Below are 15,150 nucleotides of genomic sequence, written 5' to 3'. Positions count from 1 at the left end.
GCGGTTTGCCGCCGGGGTCCTTTCCGCCAGCCTGACGGGATTTGCGCATGACGGACGCGGCACTGGCCAGAAACGAGGCCGAAACGATCCTCTCGGTCAGCAATATCGAGGTGATCTACAATCACGTCATTCTCGTCCTGAAGGGCGTGTCTCTGTCGGTGCCCCGCGGCGGCATCGTGGCGCTCTTGGGCGCCAACGGCGCCGGCAAGACGACGACCCTGAAGGCAATCTCCAATCTTTTGCGCGCCGAGCGCGGCGAGGTGACCAAGGGCAGTATCGAATTCGACGGCGAGCGGATCGAGTCGTCCTCACCCAGCGATCTGGTGCGGCGCGGCTGTATCCAGGTGATGGAAGGCCGCCACTGTTTTGGCCATCTCACGATCGAGGAAAACCTGATGACCGGCGCCTTCACACGGCGGGACGGCGCGGCCAATGTGCGCCGGGACCTGGAAATGGTCTACGATTATTTCCCGCGCCTCAAGGAACGGCGCGGCTCGATGGCCGGCTACACGTCGGGCGGCGAGCAGCAGATGACGGCGATCGGCCGCGCGTTGATGTCGCGCCCGAAAATGGTGCTGCTCGACGAACCGTCGATGGGGCTCGCCCCGCAGCTCGTGGAGGAAATCTTCGAGATCGTGAAAAAACTCAACGAAGAACAGGGCGTTTCGCTGCTTCTGGCCGAGCAAAACACCAATATTGCGCTGCGCTACGCGAAATATGGCTATATTCTGGAGTCCGGCCGGGTAGTCATGGACGGCGAGGCGCAATCGCTGCGTGAGAACGAGGACGTCAAGGAATTCTATCTCGGCATCGGCGGCGAAGGACGCCGCTCCTTCAAGAACGTCAAGCATTATAAGCGCCGCAAGCGCTGGCTTGCCTGACACGCGTCGCGGCGGGGCCATGGCAGAAGCCGATGTCTCGCATGGAGCATGCGCCGGATGAAACGACCTCCGGTTTGAACGCCGGTACGGCTTGACCCTGCGGAAGGCGATGGCTTGTATGACGCGAATCGACATCGCGCATCCGGAGATCGCACCATGACCCTTCGCACGTTGACACAGAGCGCGTCGCGCCTGTTTGCCCTGGCTATGGCGGGTCTTGCCTTTGGCGCGGCGCCGTCCCTGGCGGCCGAGCGCGCGATGATCGTGCTCGACGCGTCCGGCTCGATGTGGGGCCGGATCGACCAGGAGCCCAAGATTGGCATCGCGCGCGCTGTGTTGAAGGACGTGCTGGCCGATCTGCCGTCCGAGGTCGAGCTCGGGCTGATCGCCTACGGCCACCGGCGCAAGGGTCAGTGCGACGATATCGAGCTGCTCGTTGCGCCCGGCACCGGCAGCGCGGCCGAGATCGGCGCGGTCGCCGACGGTCTCAATCCGCTCGGCAAGACGCCGCTGTCGGCATCCGTGAGGCTGGCGGCCGAGACGCTGAAATTTACCGAAGACAAGGCAACTGTCGTGCTGATCACCGACGGTATCGAGACCTGCAACGCCGATCCGTGCGCGCTGGGACGCGAACTGGAGGCGACCGGCGTCGACTTCACCGCCCATGTCGTGGGGTTCGGCCTGTCGGCCGAAGAGGGGCGACAGGTCGCCTGCCTGGCCGAGGAGACCGGCGGGCTCTATTTGCCCGCCCAGGACGCCGGCCAACTTGGCGAGGCGCTCGACCAGCCGCTGACCGAGATCGCCGAAGCCGAGACCGCTGGAGCCGATCTGGCCTCCGAGGCCGACCCCACGCCGGCGCCCGCCGACCTGCCCGCTGCCGCGCTCGAGGCGCCGGACGGTGTCGAGATCGGCAGGCCGGTGACGGTTGTTTGGGACGGGCCGGGAGAGCGTCGTGACGCGATCCAGATTTTTGATCCGGCGGCCCGCAACGGCGAGGGCCGGGTGGTGGCCTCGCGCCGGGTCGTCAACGGTGACGTCGCGGCGCAGGCGGTCACGCTGCTGGCGCCGGTGCGTCCGGGCGCCTATCAGGTGCGCTATTGGTGGGGCGACGGACGCGCCGTGCTTGCCACACGGCCGTTGGAAGTGGCCGAGGCGCCCGTCTCGCTCGACGCGCCGGCCACGGTCGGTCTGTCGAAAACCTTCACCGTCGCCTGGGTCGGTCCCGGCGTGCGTCGCGATGCGATCCGGATCGTGGATCCGCGCAAGCTCGATGGCAGCAATGCGGTTCTGCGTTCGCGTCGACTGGTCAACGGTGAGTTCGACAATCGCACGGTGGCGCTGGTGGCGCCGGCCGATCCGGGCTTTTATCAACTGCATTATTACAGCGGCGACGGCAGCGCCGTTCTCGCCACGCGCGAGATCGAGGTGCTCGACGCCGAGGTTGCGCTGGAGGCCCCGGACGAGGTGGCGATCGCGACGCATCTCACCGTCACCTGGACCGGGCCGGGCGCGCGCCGCGACGCGATCCAGATCTTCGATCCGCAAGCCGGCAACGGCGCGGGCAAGGTGGTCGAGTCGCGCCGTATCGTGAATGGCGACATGGACGCCCGCAGCGTCGATCTTCATGCCCCGGCAAAACCGGGCAGCTACGAACTGCGCTATTATAACGGCGACAACCGCACCGTGCTGGCAACGCGCGCCCTCGTTGTGGCGGCGGCGGAGGTCGCGCTCGCGGCGCCCGACGCCGTGCCGATGGGACGTCGCTTTTCCGTTGAATGGACCGGACCGGGGGCCCGGCGCGATGCCGTCCAGATCTTCGACCCGCAGGCGCGCGCCGGCGAAGGCAAGGTGCTGACCTCGATGCGCATCGTCAGCGGCGATATGGACAAGCGCACCGTCGCCCTCAACGCGCCGGCGACGGCGGGCGACTATCTGCTGCGTTATTATAACGGCGACAATTCCACCGTCCTCGCCACGCGCCCGATCGCCGTCGAGGAGATCGCGGTCGCGCTGGAGGCGCCCGACACGGCGCTGATCGGGCACACCGTCGAGATCAAATGGCAGGGGCCGGGCGCCCGCCGTGACGCCGTCCAGATCTTCGACCCGAACGCCAAAGCCGGTCAGGGTGCGGTCGAGACCAGCCAGCGCATCGTAGGCGGCGACATGGATGCGCAGTCCGTGCGTCTCGTGGTGCCGGCGATCGCCGGCGATTACGTATTGCGTTATTTCAGCGGCGACGGTCGCAAGGTGCTTGCCGAGCGCCCGATCGTCGTTGAGGCGATGGAGGTCGCGCTTGACGCGCCGGCTTCCGTGCCGGCGGCGCAGTTCTTCGCGGTCGCCTGGGTGGGGCCGGGTGCTGCGCGCGACGCCGTGCAGCTATTCGACCCGGCGGCCAAGGCCGGCAAGGGCAAGGTACTCGCTTCCGCGCGGCTGATCGGCGGCGACTATGACGGCAAGACCGTCCGCATCAAGGCGCCGGCCGAGCCGGGCACCTATCAGCTGCGCTACCATAGCGGCCACAGCCGCGTGGTGCTCTACGAGACCGAGCTGGTCGTTGAATAGGAGCGGGCGGGCGCGCGATCCTGCCTGCGACGATCCGCAAGGGGCGCGCGCCATTGCTCTTGGCACGGCTTTTCGCTATGTGCGCAGCGGAAGGTCTCTAACGGGGTTTGCACATGGCTGAGAATATGCCGACCGGTCCGGTCGAAACAGGCGCGGATATGGACTACAGCGAGCACGAAAAGACCTATGGGATGTTCGTGTCGCTGACGAAATACGGCTCTATCGTCTGTGCAGCGCTCCTGATTGCGATGGCTTTCGGCTTTTTCGCCGGCGGCGGGTTCATCGCGTCCACGATCCTTTTTATGATCGTGGTTGCCTTGGCGGCATATATCCTGCGCTGACGCGACGATACGGCGGACCCTGGGGAGGGTCGCCGCAGCGCAAGGCAGGCGCATTCCAACCGGAAGGGAGTAGGCGGTGGGACAGACAGTTTTCGTGCCACGCGAGCTTGAGGCCGGCGAAGACCGCATCGCCGCCTCGCCCGATACGGCCAAGCGGCTTTGCGGGCTTGGCTTTACGGTGGTCGTGGAAAAGGCTGCCGGCACGGGGTCGCGCATTCCCGACGAAGATTTCGTCAAGGCCGGCGCCGCGATCGGCAAGGCCGGCGACGCTGCCAAGGCCGATATCGTCCTGAAGGTCCGTCGGCCGGGCGCCGCCGAGCTCAAAACCTACAAGAAGGGCGCGGTGGTGCTTGCCACCATGGACCCTTACGGCAACGAGGCCGCTGTCGAGGCGATGGCCAAGGCGGGCGTCTCGGCGCTGGCGATGGAATTCATGCCGCGCATCACACGCGCGCAGTCGATGGACGTGTTGTCCTCGCAGGCCAACCTTGCCGGCTACCAGGCCGTGATCGACGCGGCCGGCGAATATGACCGCGCGCTGCCGATGATGATGACGGCGGCCGGAACCGTGCCGGCAGCCAAGGTGTTCGTCATGGGCGCCGGTGTGGCCGGCCTGCAGGCGATTGCGACCGCGCGCCGGCTGGGCGCGGTGGTGACGGCGACCGATGTGCGCGCGGCGGCCGGCGAACAGGTCGCGTCGCTCGGCGCCAAGTTCATCATGACCGACGCGCTCAAGGATGCATCCGGCGAGGGCGGCTACGCGCGCGAACTGACGGACGCGGAAAAGAAGGCGCAGGCCGAACTGGTTGCCGAGCATATCGCCAAGCAGGACATCGTCATCACCACGGCGCTGATCCCGGGCCGTCCGGCGCCGCGACTGGTGTCTGGCGAGATGGTGCGGTCGATGCGTCCCGGCTCGGTGATCGTCGACCTGGCGGTAGAGCGTGGCGGCAATGTCGAGGGCGCGAAGGCCGGCGAGGTCATCACCACCGCGAACGGTGTCAAGATCGTCGGTCATCTGAACGTGCCGGGCCGGATCGCGGCGTCCGCGTCGCTGCTATACGCCAAGAACCTGTTCGCTTTCCTGGAAACGATGATCGACAAGGACAAGCAGGCGCTTTCGCTCGACCGCGACGACGAACTGGTCAAGGCGACGCTTTTGACCCATGACGGCGCGGTCGTGCATCCGAATTTTGCCGGCGCCCAAGCCGCGCCGGCAGCGAACAAGCCTGCAGCCAAAAAAACTGCATCGAGTAAACCGGCTGCCAAGAAGCCGGCGACCAGGAAACCGGCGGCCGGAAAGTCCGCGCCGAAAAAGACGCCGGCGAAAAAGCCAGCCGCGGCGCAACCGGCTGGCGACGCAAAGCCAAAGGGAGACGCCTGATGGAAAAATCCGCTTTTGAACAGGCGCTCGACCAGCTCGACCAGGCCTCGGCCGCGGCGCGGCTGGCGCTGCAGGAGGCGGATGGAGCGGCCGAAGCGGCCGGCGGCATCGCCCATGCGGCGACCGGCGGCGCGATCGACCCGTTCGTGTTCCGTTTCGCCATTTTCGTGCTGGCGATTTTCGTGGGGTATTACGTGGTCTGGTCGGTGACGCCGGCGCTGCATACGCCGCTGATGTCGGTCACCAACGCGATCTCCTCGGTGATCGTGGTCGGCGCGCTCCTGGCCGTCGGCATCTCGGCCTCGGGGCTGGCCACCGGGTTCGGCTTCATCGCCCTGGTGCTCGCCTCGGTGAATATTTTCGGCGGCTTCCTGGTCACCCAGCGCATGCTGGCCATGTACAAGAAAAAGAGAAGTGAGGCCCAGTCGATGAGCGTGAACCTCGCTTCCTTCCTCTACCTCGTCTCCGGCGTGCTGTTCATCATGGCGCTGCGAGGCCTGTCGCACCCGACCACCAGCCGCCAGGGCAATTTCTACGGCATGATCGGCATGGCGATCGCCATCATCACGACGCTGGCGCTGGCCACGCCGTCCTTTGGCGGTTTCGTGCTCATCGTGGCCGGCATCGCGATCGGCGGCGGCGCGGGCGCCGTCATCGCCAAACGCATCGCCATGACGGCGATGCCGCAGCTTGTGGCCGCCTTCCACTCGCTGGTCGGCCTGGCGGCGGTGATGGTCGCCGCGGCGGCGCTTTATGCGCCCGAAAGTTTCGGGATCGGCGAGGTCGGGGCCATCCATGCCCAGGCACTGGTGGAAATGAGCCTGGGGGTCGCCATCGGCGCCATCACCTTTACCGGCTCGATCATCGCCTTTCTGAAGCTCGACGGGCGCATGTCGGGCAAGCCGATCATGTTGCCGATGCGGCATATGGTCAACGCGGCGCTCGCCATCGGGCTGGTCGTGCTGATCATCATGCTGGTGACGACGCAGTCGACGACGGTCTTCTGGCTGATCGTGCTGTTGTCGCTGGCGCTCGGCGTCCTGATCATCATCCCGATCGGTGGCGCCGACATGCCGGTCGTCGTCTCGATGCTCAACTCCTATTCCGGCTGGGCCGCAGCCGGCATCGGCTTCACGCTCGGCAATCTGGCGCTGATCATCACCGGGGCGCTGGTCGGCTCGTCGGGTGCGATCCTGTCCTACATCATGTGCAAGGGCATGAACCGCTCCTTTATTTCCGTCATTCTCGGCGGTTTCGGCGGCGAGACGGCGGCGGTGGCCGACGACGGCATCGAGCGCACGGTCAAGCAGGGTTCGGCCGACGATGCGGCCTATCTGATGGCCAATGCGCAAAAGGTGATCATCGTGCCGGGCTACGGCATGGCGGTCGCCCAGGCGCAGCACGCGCTGCGCGAGATGGCCGACAAGCTCAAGGAAGCCGGCGTGGAGGTCAAATACGCCATTCATCCGGTCGCAGGCCGCATGCCGGGCCACATGAACGTGCTGCTGGCCGAGGCCAATGTGCCTTACGACGAGGTGTTCGAGCTGGAGGACATCAATTCCGAGTTCGCCCAGGCCGACGTCGCCTACGTGATCGGCGCCAACGATGTCACCAACCCGGCCGCGCGCGACGACAAAGCCTCGCCGATCTACGGCATGCCGATCCTCGACGTGGACAAGGCGCGCACCTGCCTGTTCGTCAAGCGTTCGCTGGGCTCGGGCTATGCCGGTATCGACAACACGCTGTTTTACAAGGACGGCACGATGATGCTTCTGGGCGACGCCAAGAAGATGACCGAGGACATCGTCAAGGCGATGGATCACTGAGCGATCCCCGTCCTATCGGGATTTATTGGCGATAAGCGTGTGACAGGCCGGGGCGGAAGCGTCCCGGCCGTTATCGTTTTCAGATCTGTTCCGCGGCGGCCCTTGCACGTGTTTACCGAGGCCGGAATCGGCCGGCTCTTGGCAGGGCCGCGTCAGGCGCCGCCTTCGAGCGCCGGCGCCTGCCGCCGCCCGGCATCGCGCGCGATGACGATGCCGGCGGCAAGACCGATCGCACCGAGCGGGATAAAGGCCAGGAACAGCCAGGTGGCGACGCCGGCCGCCGTCTGTGTGCTCAGGCCGCCCGAAAAACCGCTGGCATTGGCGATGATGCCGGCGATCGCCGCGCCGAGCGCATAGCCGATCCGCTGCAGGGTGGGGATGGCCGAAGAGGTGATCGTGGTTTCTGACGGCGCGGCGGAGGCCACGATGAGACGGGTGATGAACGGCCAGGCAATACCGAAGCCGCCGCCCTGAAGCAGCGCGCAGGCCAGCACCAGCGGGATCGTGCCCGAAGGCACCGTCCAGGCGAAACCGACCATGCCGGCAGTGATCATCATGGCGCCGGCGGCGATGATCGCCCGTTCGTGCCGGGGCGGCGCATTGGCCACCAGGATCGACAGCACCGACCAGGATATCGCCTCGGCGGCGATGATGTAGCCGGCGGTGAGTGGCGACACCCCGTGCAGCCGTGTCAAGAGCAGCGGGCCGTAGACGGTAAAGGCGATCGTTGCCGCCGAAAAGGCGAACACCATGATCATGCCGGCGCCGAGCGTCGTGCGCGCGTCGAACAGGCGCGCCGGAAAAAGCCGGGAAGCAGGCCGCGTGGCGTCAATCCAGAAGAACAGGGCGAGGCCGGCCAGCCCGGCCACAAGCAGCAGGCCGGAGCGCACGGTTTCGAGCGCGACGCCGGCATAGGCGATCAGCATGACCGATAGCGCCAGGCAGGCGAGCGCGACCGCCGGGAAGGGGGGCGCGACCTCTCCGCGCGTTTGCGTCGCGCCGGGCGCGGACAGGACGATGAAGCTGATCGCAGCCATCGCCAGCCCGCCGCCGGCGAAAAGCCCGAACGACCAGCGCCACGACCAGGCGTCGGCCACCAGCGCGCCGATCAGCGGCCCGGAAAAGGCGGCGGCGCCCCAGACGACCGAAATGATGGCGAAGAGCTGCGGCCAGAACAGCCGCGGAAACAGGCGTTCGACCGAGACGAAGGCGAGCGCCACCAGTGCACCGCCGCCGAGCCCCTGGATCAGGCGCCCGACCAGCAACCAGCCCATGCCGGGCGACAGGGCGCAGAGCAGCGCGCCTGCGGCGTAGAGAAAGGCGGCGCCGGCCATGTTGGAGCGCAGCGGCAGGTAGGAGATCATGCGTCCGGCCGCCGCGCCGGCGGTGATGGAACCCAATTCGTAGATGGCTAGCGTCCAGCCGACGAACTGGACGCCGGAAATGTCGGCCACCATGGCCGGCATGATCGTGGCCACCATGGTCTCGTTGGTGGCGTGCAGCATGATGCCGAGGCTGATGAAGATGAAGCGGGCGAGATCGCCGCTTGCCCACAGGGCCCGCCAGTCGAGCGCGGCTCCGGGTTCAGGATGATCTGGCATCGATGTCCCGCGCGGTAACCAGATAGGCGCAGCGGCGCGCGCCGGCAAGCAGATGCTCGGTGCGCTCGACCGTGGCGGCGGGACCGAGAGCACGCCGGAAAATGTCCAGCTCCGAGTGGCAGAAGCCCTGGCAGTTGCGGGCCGCAGCACAGATCGGGCAATGGTTTTCCACCAGCAGATAGGTGTCCGGAGCCACAGGCTCCCACTCGGCCATATAGCCTTCCTTGGTGCGCAGGGCGACGAGCCGGTCGAGTCTGGTTTCCAGGTCGGGCACGGCCTGCAACGCGGCGTGGTATCTCATCTCGGTGTCGCGGGCGCGGTCGTCGATCAGGCGGTCGAGGCCGGCCTGACCGAAAAGATTGCGGATTGTCTGGATGATCTCGACCGTCAGCGCGGCGTGCATGTCGGGAAACCGCGACTGTGCAGCCTCGGTCAGGCGCCAGATGCGGCGCGGTCTTCCCACGGCGCCGGCCTCGTCCTGGTAGGAGACCAGCCCGCGGTCGCGCAGATTGTTCAGAAGCTTGCGCACGCCGGGGCCCGTCACGGCAAGGTGGCGCGCCAGGTCCCCGGTCGACTGCGGTCCCCTGAATTTCAGGAAACGCAGAACAGGTTCGTCACTACCGGAAGTTTGCTCCATGACCGACCGCAATAAGGAAACTGATTGGTTTCTTTATTGCGGCTTAGGCACCGCGCGTCAAGCCCGCCGCCGGCAGCGGGCGGCGTTGAACGCCTTAGTCGGCCGCGGACCGCAATTCGAAGCGACTGACGCCGATTGCGACATTGACGCCGGTCTGCGTTTGCACACTGACGGGCTGCAGCGAAAAGCTCTCGCCGGAACCGCCAACCAGAACATTGGCGCCGGCACCGACGCCCGCGCTCGCCTCCGCGCTGGCGCCGACATAGTCGCCGGCCAGGGCGCCCGGCTCGTAGACGTCGGCGGCCGGAGCAAGCACCACCCACTGCATCACCGACTGGCCCGTCACGCCGATATCGAGACCGAATTTGCGGATGACGCCGAAATAGGCCTCCGTCGGTTCGGTTTCGTCCGCCGGCTTGTAGGTGCAGCTCACATCCTTGGTCGAGCCGATGATGAAGCCGGCGCCGCCTTCCACGACGCAGTCGAGCAGGCCGAGCTTTACGCCTTCCTGGGCGGAGGCGGGCCCTGCGACAAACAGGCCGGCCATGGCGGCGATCAGAAAAGTCTTCATCCGTTCATCTCCTTTGTTCGGGACCTAAACGGATGGCGCGCGAAAGCGTCCCCTGCGGCGTGGGGCCTTGTCGTGGCGCAAGGCGGCTGCCGGCCGTAGGCTCAGCCTTGAACGCGGGCGAGGCCGGCCTTTGCGGGGCCGTACTCGGGATCGAGCTTCAACGCCTGGCGGTAGGAACGTATCGCCTTTTGCATATCGCCACGCCGCTCATAGACCAGGGCCTGATTGGCCCAGCCTTCCGCGATCTCGCCGTCGAGCTTGATGGCGGTGTTGAAATCGGAGAATGCGTTTTCCTCATCGCCGAGGGCGAGATAGGACACGCCGCGGCCATTATAGGGCTCGGCCGCGTTGGGCGCGAGCGAAATGGCGGCGGAGAAGTCTTCGAGCGCCAGATTGTGCTGGCCCTGCGCCTGATAGAGCAGGCCGCGATTGTGGTAGGCGCGCGGATCGGTGGTGTCTAGCTGGATGGCGCGCTGGAAATCGTCGAACGCCTCGCGCGTCCTGCCGGCCAGGCGGTAAAGATTGCCGCGCCCGATATAGGCCGCATCGTAGCTCGGGTTGAGCTGCAGCGCCTTGTTGTAGTCGGCCACGGCCTTGCCGTCATCGCCCTTGAAACGGTGGATGAGCGCGCGGTTCGCATAGGCCTGATAGTAGGACGGGTTCAGGCGGATGGCGGTGTCGAAATCCTCCAGCGCCTCGCGGTACCGGCCAGCGCGTCCGAAGGCGGAGCCCCGCACATTGTAGGCCTGGGCATCCCTGGGGCTGCGTTCGATCACCGCCGTCAGCGAGGCGATGTTCTCGGCCGAGCCCTGGGCGGTGTCGATCGCGGCGATCTCGGCGCCGGGTCCCGACGACTGGCAAGCCGCAAGCGCCAGGCATACCAGTGCTGCGAAGGGAGTGGCCGATTTCCGCCCTTCGTGAGTGTTGCCCGAATATGCCTGCATACCGTCTTGTTCCCCGTCCGGTCCTTGAGAACCGCTTTGTTAACGCCCGAATAATGCCCGCCGCCGAACGCAAAAAGGCGGCGGCGATTCTCATCGCCCCACCTTTCATAACGCCGGAAATCGACGAAATAGCGGCGCGGTCAACGCGCCACGGCACCACGCGGACCGGACATCAGTCCTTCGCGCTGAGCGCGCTTGCGAGCAAGCTTACGAGCGCGGCGAACCGCCTCGGCCTTCTCGCGCGCACGCTTTTGTGAAGGTTTCTCGTAGTGCCCGCGCATTTTCATTTCGCGGAAAATGCCCTCGCGCTGCATCTTCTTCTTGAGCGCGCGAAGCGCCTGATCAACGTTGTTGTCGCGGACGAGTACCTGCACGGTCGTTCCTGTCAGTCGGGTTGTAACAATGGCGGACTAGCCAATACTATCCGCCTCTGCAGCGACACCGCCGCAAATTGGAGCGGCTGATAGCAGAATCGCCAAGTATTGTCTACCGACAAATGCGTGCCGCACGAAGTCGCTGCCCGGCATGCGCGCCGGCTGCAAGTCGGGACTGGAGAACTACTTGGTCGCGAGGATGATCAGGCAGGTCATGGCAAACTCGATGCGACCGTCGAGGGTCGTGAACGGCCGCAGGGCGGTCTCGCATTCGCCCAGTAGAAGGTCGAACTGGTCGTCGTTTAGCAGGCCGCCCAGCGTCCAGGCGCAGGCGCGTTCGGTCGAAACCAGATCTTCGATCGACCGGAAACGGACGCGCCCCGTGCGGCCCACGATTTGTGCGTCGTCCAGTCCGGCGGCCGCGCAGATATCTTTCAGCTTCTCTGTGTCGCCAAGCTCAAAAGGGGCGCGAAAGGCATCGCCGACGCTCTTGCCAAACAGGCGGTCGAGAAGGCTGGCGAACACATTGTAGCCGGGAGACTCCGCGACCGCGCCGCACACGGCAACCGCCAGCCGGCCGCCCGGACGCAAGACCCTGTACATTTCCTCGAGAGCCAGCGCCTTGTCGTCGAAAAACATGAACCCGAACTGGCTCAAAACGGCGTCGAAGCCGGCGTCCGCAAATGGCAGGCGCTCGGCCGGCGCCTCGACCCAGTTCACCGCCATCGGCTTGTGCCGCGCGACCGCCAGCATCTGCGGATTGATGTCGAGCCCGGTCACGCTTCCCGCAGCGCCCACCCTGTCGGCGAGAACCCCGGTCAGCGCGCCGGTTCCGCAAGCAACGTCGAGGACGTTCTCGCCGTTTGCGATGGCGGTGATATCGGCCAGGATCTCGCCCCACGGGCCGAAAAGCGCCGGCACAAACTTTTCGTCATAGATCGCGGCGGGGTTGCGGTCGGCGGTTGCGCGCATCATCATCGGTCTCCGGGAAAGTCCGTTCGCGTTCCAACGCGGCGAGGATAGGTGGCGAGATGAGCGCGGCCCATGACCGCACGTCCCGAACTCTTGACGCGGCGTCCCGCGACCGCGCGGATCAGTTGTGGCGCGCCGCAAGCCGGTCGGAGACAGCGCCTCCTCTCTTTTCAGCGACGTCGGTCGATCCGCTTTCGGACGTCCTGCAGGCAATAAGACTGAGCGGCGCGCTGTTTTTCATGGTCGAAGCCACATCGCCCTGGGGTGTGGCGGTGCCACATGCGAGCAAGTTCGCGCCGATCATCCTGCCGCGTTCGCGGCATGTCGTTTCATACCATATCGTCATCGAAGGGGAGGGCTGGGCGCGTATACCGGGCGTGGCGCCGACACGTTTCGAAGCCGGCGACGTGCTCGTATTCCCGCATGCCGATCCCTACGCGATGCTGAGCGTTCCCGACGGGGCGCCAGAACTCGGCGAAGAGGAGTCGATGCTGTTTTTCCGCGAGATGGTCGACGGCAAACTGCCATTCGTTGTCGAAGAGGGCGGCGGCGGCCCAATTCGTGCAACATATGTGTGCGGCTTCCTGGGTTGCGATCTTCAGCCGTTCAATCCGCTGCTGACGGCGTTGCCGCGCTTCATGCATGTCCGACGGCCGGAAGCGGGCGACATGCTCGACAAGCTGATCGGCCTGACCCTGAAGGAGGCCAGCCGTTCGCGACAGGGCGGGGAGAGCGTGCGGCTGAAGCTCAGCGAGCTGATCTTTGTAGAAGTGTTGCGGCGCTATCTGGCGGCACTTCCCGACGGGCAGACCGGATGGTTCGCAGGCTTGCGCGATCCGGCGGTCGGCCGGGCGCTTACTTGCCTGCATGCCGAGCCGTCGCGCGCGTGGTCCCTGGGCGCGCTTGCCGGAGAGGCCAATGTGTCGCGTACGGTGCTCGCAGCGCGCTTCACGCAACTCATCGGCTGTCCGCCGATGCGATATCTGAGGCGGTGGCGCATGCAGAGGGCTGCGCGGCGCTTGGCCGACGGCAGTCGGAAGATCGCCGCCGTGGCGCATGAAGCCGGCTACGAATCCGAGGCGGCTTTCAGCCGGGCGTTCAAGCGCTTCGCGGGCATTTCGCCGGCCAGCTGGCGCCTCAAAAACGGCAGCGCGGCATCGTGACGGCCGCCCTGGTCCTCTCCGACGTCGGCTTCGCTGATGCAAACGCCGCCATCGGCCAGGACGGCCGGTGCCTTGGTGCGGCGTCGCGGCTTGACGCAAAACGGCAAACACCGTCGCATTTAGCGCAAGGCGGCGGCCGCAGACCCGATAGTGGTACGCGTCGAAGCATCGTCGCGAACGGTGGTCGGGCAGTTTCCAGGGCGGATAGCCGATGCGCAAATATTCCGTTTTCGCCATCGCACGCGAAGCGCTTCGCGGCCACAAGGGCTGGCCGGCGCAGTGGTCGTCGCCCGAGCCCAAGGCGTCTTACGATGTCGTCATCGTCGGCGCCGGCGGGCACGGCCTGGCGACGGCCTACTATCTGGCCAGCGAGTACGGCATCACCAATATCGCCGTGCTGGACAAGGGCTGGCTCGGCGGCGGCAATACCGGCCGCAACACGACGATCATCCGTTCCAACTATCTCTACGACGAATCCGCCGGCATCTATAACCACGCCATGAAGCTGTGGGAGGGGCTCTCCCAGGAGCTCAATTACAACGTGATGTATTCGCCGCGCGGTGTGATGATGCTGGCCCACAACGTGCACGACGTGCAGGTCTTCAAACGTCATATCCACGCCAACCGGCTGAACGGCGTCGACAATGAATGGCTTACGCCGGATGCGGCCAAGGCGTTCTGTCCGCCGCTCAACATTGCCGGTAACGCCCGTTATCCGATAATGGGCGCGGCGCTGCAGCGGCGCGGCGGCACCGCCCGCCACGACGCTGTCGCCTGGGGTTATGCGCGCGGCGCGGCGGCGCGCGGCGTCGACATCATCCAGAACTGCGCGGTCACCGGCATTCGTCGCGGCGCGGACGGCGCGGTCGTCGGGGTGGAGACCGCGCGCGGGTTTATCGGCGCCAGCAAGGTCGGCGTGGTCGCGGCCGGTCACTCCACCGTGCTGATGGACATGGCCGGCGTCAGGATGCCGCTCGAAAGCTATCCGTTGCAGGCGCTGGTCTCGGAGCCGGTCAAGCCGTGCTTTCCCTGCGTGGTGATGTCGAACACGGTGCATGCCTATATCTCGCAGTCCGACAAGGGCGAGCTGGTGATCGGCGCCGGCACCGACCAGTACACCTCCTATTCGCAGACCGGGGGGCTGCACATCATCCAGCACACGCTCGACGCGATCTGCGAGATGTTCCCGATGTTCACGCGCATGAAGATGCTGCGCTCGTGGGGCGGCATCGTCGACGTGACACCCGACCGCTCGCCGATCCTGGCCAAGACACCGGTCAAGGGGCTTTACGTCAATTGCGGGTGGGGCACTGGCGGGTTCAAGGCGACGCCGGGCTCGGGACATGTTTTCGCCCACACCATCGCCCGCGACGAACCGCACCCAATCAACGCGCCGTTCACGCTCGAGCGCTTCCGCACCGGACGGCTGATCGACGAGGCGGCCGCGGCCGCCGTGGCGCACTGACCATGCTACGCTTGGCCGATGTCGTGGTGGCCATGCCGCTTCTCTTGGCCTCGGAGCAGGACTTCTTCCACCTTCCGAACGAGGACGAGGTGCGCGTCCAGCCGATCGCGCGTACCGACGGGGAACGTGGCTGGCCGTTCTCGGTGACATTTGGACATATCGCCTGTGTCTGGTCGGCCGGCCGGCCGCTGGCGATTTTTGTCGAGGACATCGACGAGGCCGATACCGACGAGGAGGCCGCACGCCATGTAATCCTCTCGGTCGACCCGATCGAACTGACCGTGCTCAACATCGCCAACCGGACGCTGTTTGCGCCGGCCGGCAGCATCGAGAACCTGATCGAACGCGTTGCCCCCTATGTGGTGATCGGCGAACGTCTCTGCGACCAGCCGCCCGGGACCGTGCTCGGTCCGGGAGAATTGTGAGGAT

General features: G+C 66.0%; 14 protein-coding genes and 1 pseudogene. 9 read left to right on the top strand and 6 right to left on the bottom strand.

What is annotated here, in order from left to right:
• The first annotated feature begins 47 nt into the window (after positions 1-47).
• From ACT2B0_RS15465 to ACT2B0_RS15440, 6 genes and pseudogenes are all read left to right on the top strand, one after another.
• The gene (locus ACT2B0_RS15465; RefSeq protein WP_473458957.1) at positions 48-881 is read left to right on the top strand and encodes an ABC transporter ATP-binding protein; all 834 of its coding nucleotides are present in this window, start codon (positions 48-50) and stop codon (positions 879-881) included.
• A gap of 156 nt (positions 882-1,037) precedes the next feature.
• Positions 1,038-3,443: a vWA domain-containing protein gene (locus tag ACT2B0_RS15460; protein ID WP_473458955.1), complete on the top strand. Its 2,406-nt coding sequence runs from the start codon at positions 1,038-1,040 to the stop codon at positions 3,441-3,443.
• 113 nt (positions 3,444-3,556) lie between these two features.
• Positions 3,557-3,784 carry an aa3-type cytochrome c oxidase subunit IV gene (locus ACT2B0_RS15455; protein ID WP_473458953.1) on the top strand — a complete coding sequence of 76 codons (228 nt, stop codon included), beginning with the start codon at positions 3,557-3,559 and terminating at the stop codon, positions 3,782-3,784.
• 76 nt (positions 3,785-3,860) lie between these two features.
• Positions 3,861-5,168 carry a Re/Si-specific NAD(P)(+) transhydrogenase subunit alpha gene (locus ACT2B0_RS15450; RefSeq protein ID WP_473458951.1) on the top strand — a complete coding sequence of 436 codons (1,308 nt, stop codon included), beginning with the start codon at positions 3,861-3,863 and terminating at the stop codon, positions 5,166-5,168.
• Positions 5,168-5,563 (top strand): annotated as a pseudogene (locus tag ACT2B0_RS15445) (proton-translocating transhydrogenase family protein); the annotation flags it as partial. The gene ACT2B0_RS15450 and the pseudogene ACT2B0_RS15445, both read left to right, overlap by 1 nt.
• Before the next feature lie 33 nt (positions 5,564-5,596).
• Positions 5,597-6,994, top strand: a complete 1,398-nt coding sequence (locus ACT2B0_RS15440) for an NAD(P)(+) transhydrogenase (Re/Si-specific) subunit beta (RefSeq protein WP_473458947.1) — start codon at positions 5,597-5,599, stop codon at positions 6,992-6,994.
• Positions 6,995-7,146: 152 nt separating this feature from the next.
• On the opposite strand, the gene ACT2B0_RS15435 is transcribed toward ACT2B0_RS15440, so the two are convergent.
• The 6 genes from ACT2B0_RS15435 to ACT2B0_RS15410 form a co-directional block, all read right to left on the bottom strand.
• Entirely contained in the window at positions 7,147-8,595 is a 1,449-nt protein-coding gene (locus ACT2B0_RS15435) for an MFS transporter (RefSeq protein WP_473458945.1), read from the bottom strand.
• Positions 8,579-9,244, bottom strand: coding sequence for a helix-turn-helix transcriptional regulator (locus ACT2B0_RS15430; RefSeq protein ID WP_473458943.1), 666 nt, complete (start codon positions 9,242-9,244; stop codon positions 8,579-8,581). Before ACT2B0_RS15430 ends, ACT2B0_RS15435 begins: the two co-directional genes overlap by 17 nt.
• 82 nt (positions 9,245-9,326) lie before the next feature.
• Complete coding sequence (locus ACT2B0_RS15425; protein WP_348414226.1) at positions 9,327-9,803, bottom strand: DUF992 domain-containing protein; 477 nt, start codon at positions 9,801-9,803, stop codon at positions 9,327-9,329.
• Positions 9,804-9,904: 101 nt separating this feature from the next.
• Positions 9,905-10,747 carry a tetratricopeptide repeat protein gene (locus ACT2B0_RS15420; protein WP_473458941.1) on the bottom strand — a complete coding sequence of 281 codons (843 nt, stop codon included), beginning with the start codon at positions 10,745-10,747 and terminating at the stop codon, positions 9,905-9,907.
• A 140-nt stretch (positions 10,748-10,887) separates the two neighbouring features.
• Positions 10,888-11,121, bottom strand: coding sequence for a 30S ribosomal protein S21 (rpsU, locus tag ACT2B0_RS15415; protein ID WP_348414228.1), 234 nt, complete (start codon positions 11,119-11,121; stop codon positions 10,888-10,890).
• Between the two features lie 183 nt (positions 11,122-11,304).
• A complete protein-coding gene (locus ACT2B0_RS15410; protein ID WP_473458939.1) occupies positions 11,305-12,096 on the bottom strand; it encodes a class I SAM-dependent methyltransferase in 792 nt (263 codons plus the stop codon).
• A 56-nt stretch (positions 12,097-12,152) separates the two neighbouring features.
• Here ACT2B0_RS15410 and ACT2B0_RS15405 point away from each other — a divergent pair, with 56 nt between their 5' ends.
• From ACT2B0_RS15405 to ACT2B0_RS15395, 3 genes are all read left to right on the top strand, one after another.
• A complete protein-coding gene (locus tag ACT2B0_RS15405; RefSeq protein ID WP_473458937.1) occupies positions 12,153-13,256 on the top strand; it encodes an AraC family transcriptional regulator in 1,104 nt (367 codons plus the stop codon).
• A gap of 211 nt (positions 13,257-13,467) precedes the next feature.
• Complete coding sequence (locus ACT2B0_RS15400) at positions 13,468-14,721, top strand: sarcosine oxidase subunit beta (RefSeq protein WP_348414231.1); 1,254 nt, start codon at positions 13,468-13,470, stop codon at positions 14,719-14,721.
• A gap of 2 nt (positions 14,722-14,723) precedes the next feature.
• Positions 14,724-15,146: a hypothetical protein gene (locus ACT2B0_RS15395; protein WP_473458935.1), complete on the top strand. Its 423-nt coding sequence runs from the start codon at positions 14,724-14,726 to the stop codon at positions 15,144-15,146.
• Positions 15,147-15,150: the final 4 nt, after the last annotated feature.

This window comes from Nitratireductor sp. J20-h4, assembly GCF_056780505.1.
The sequence above is the reverse complement of the archived record's forward strand: the minus strand, read 5'-3'. Positions and strand labels throughout refer to the sequence as shown.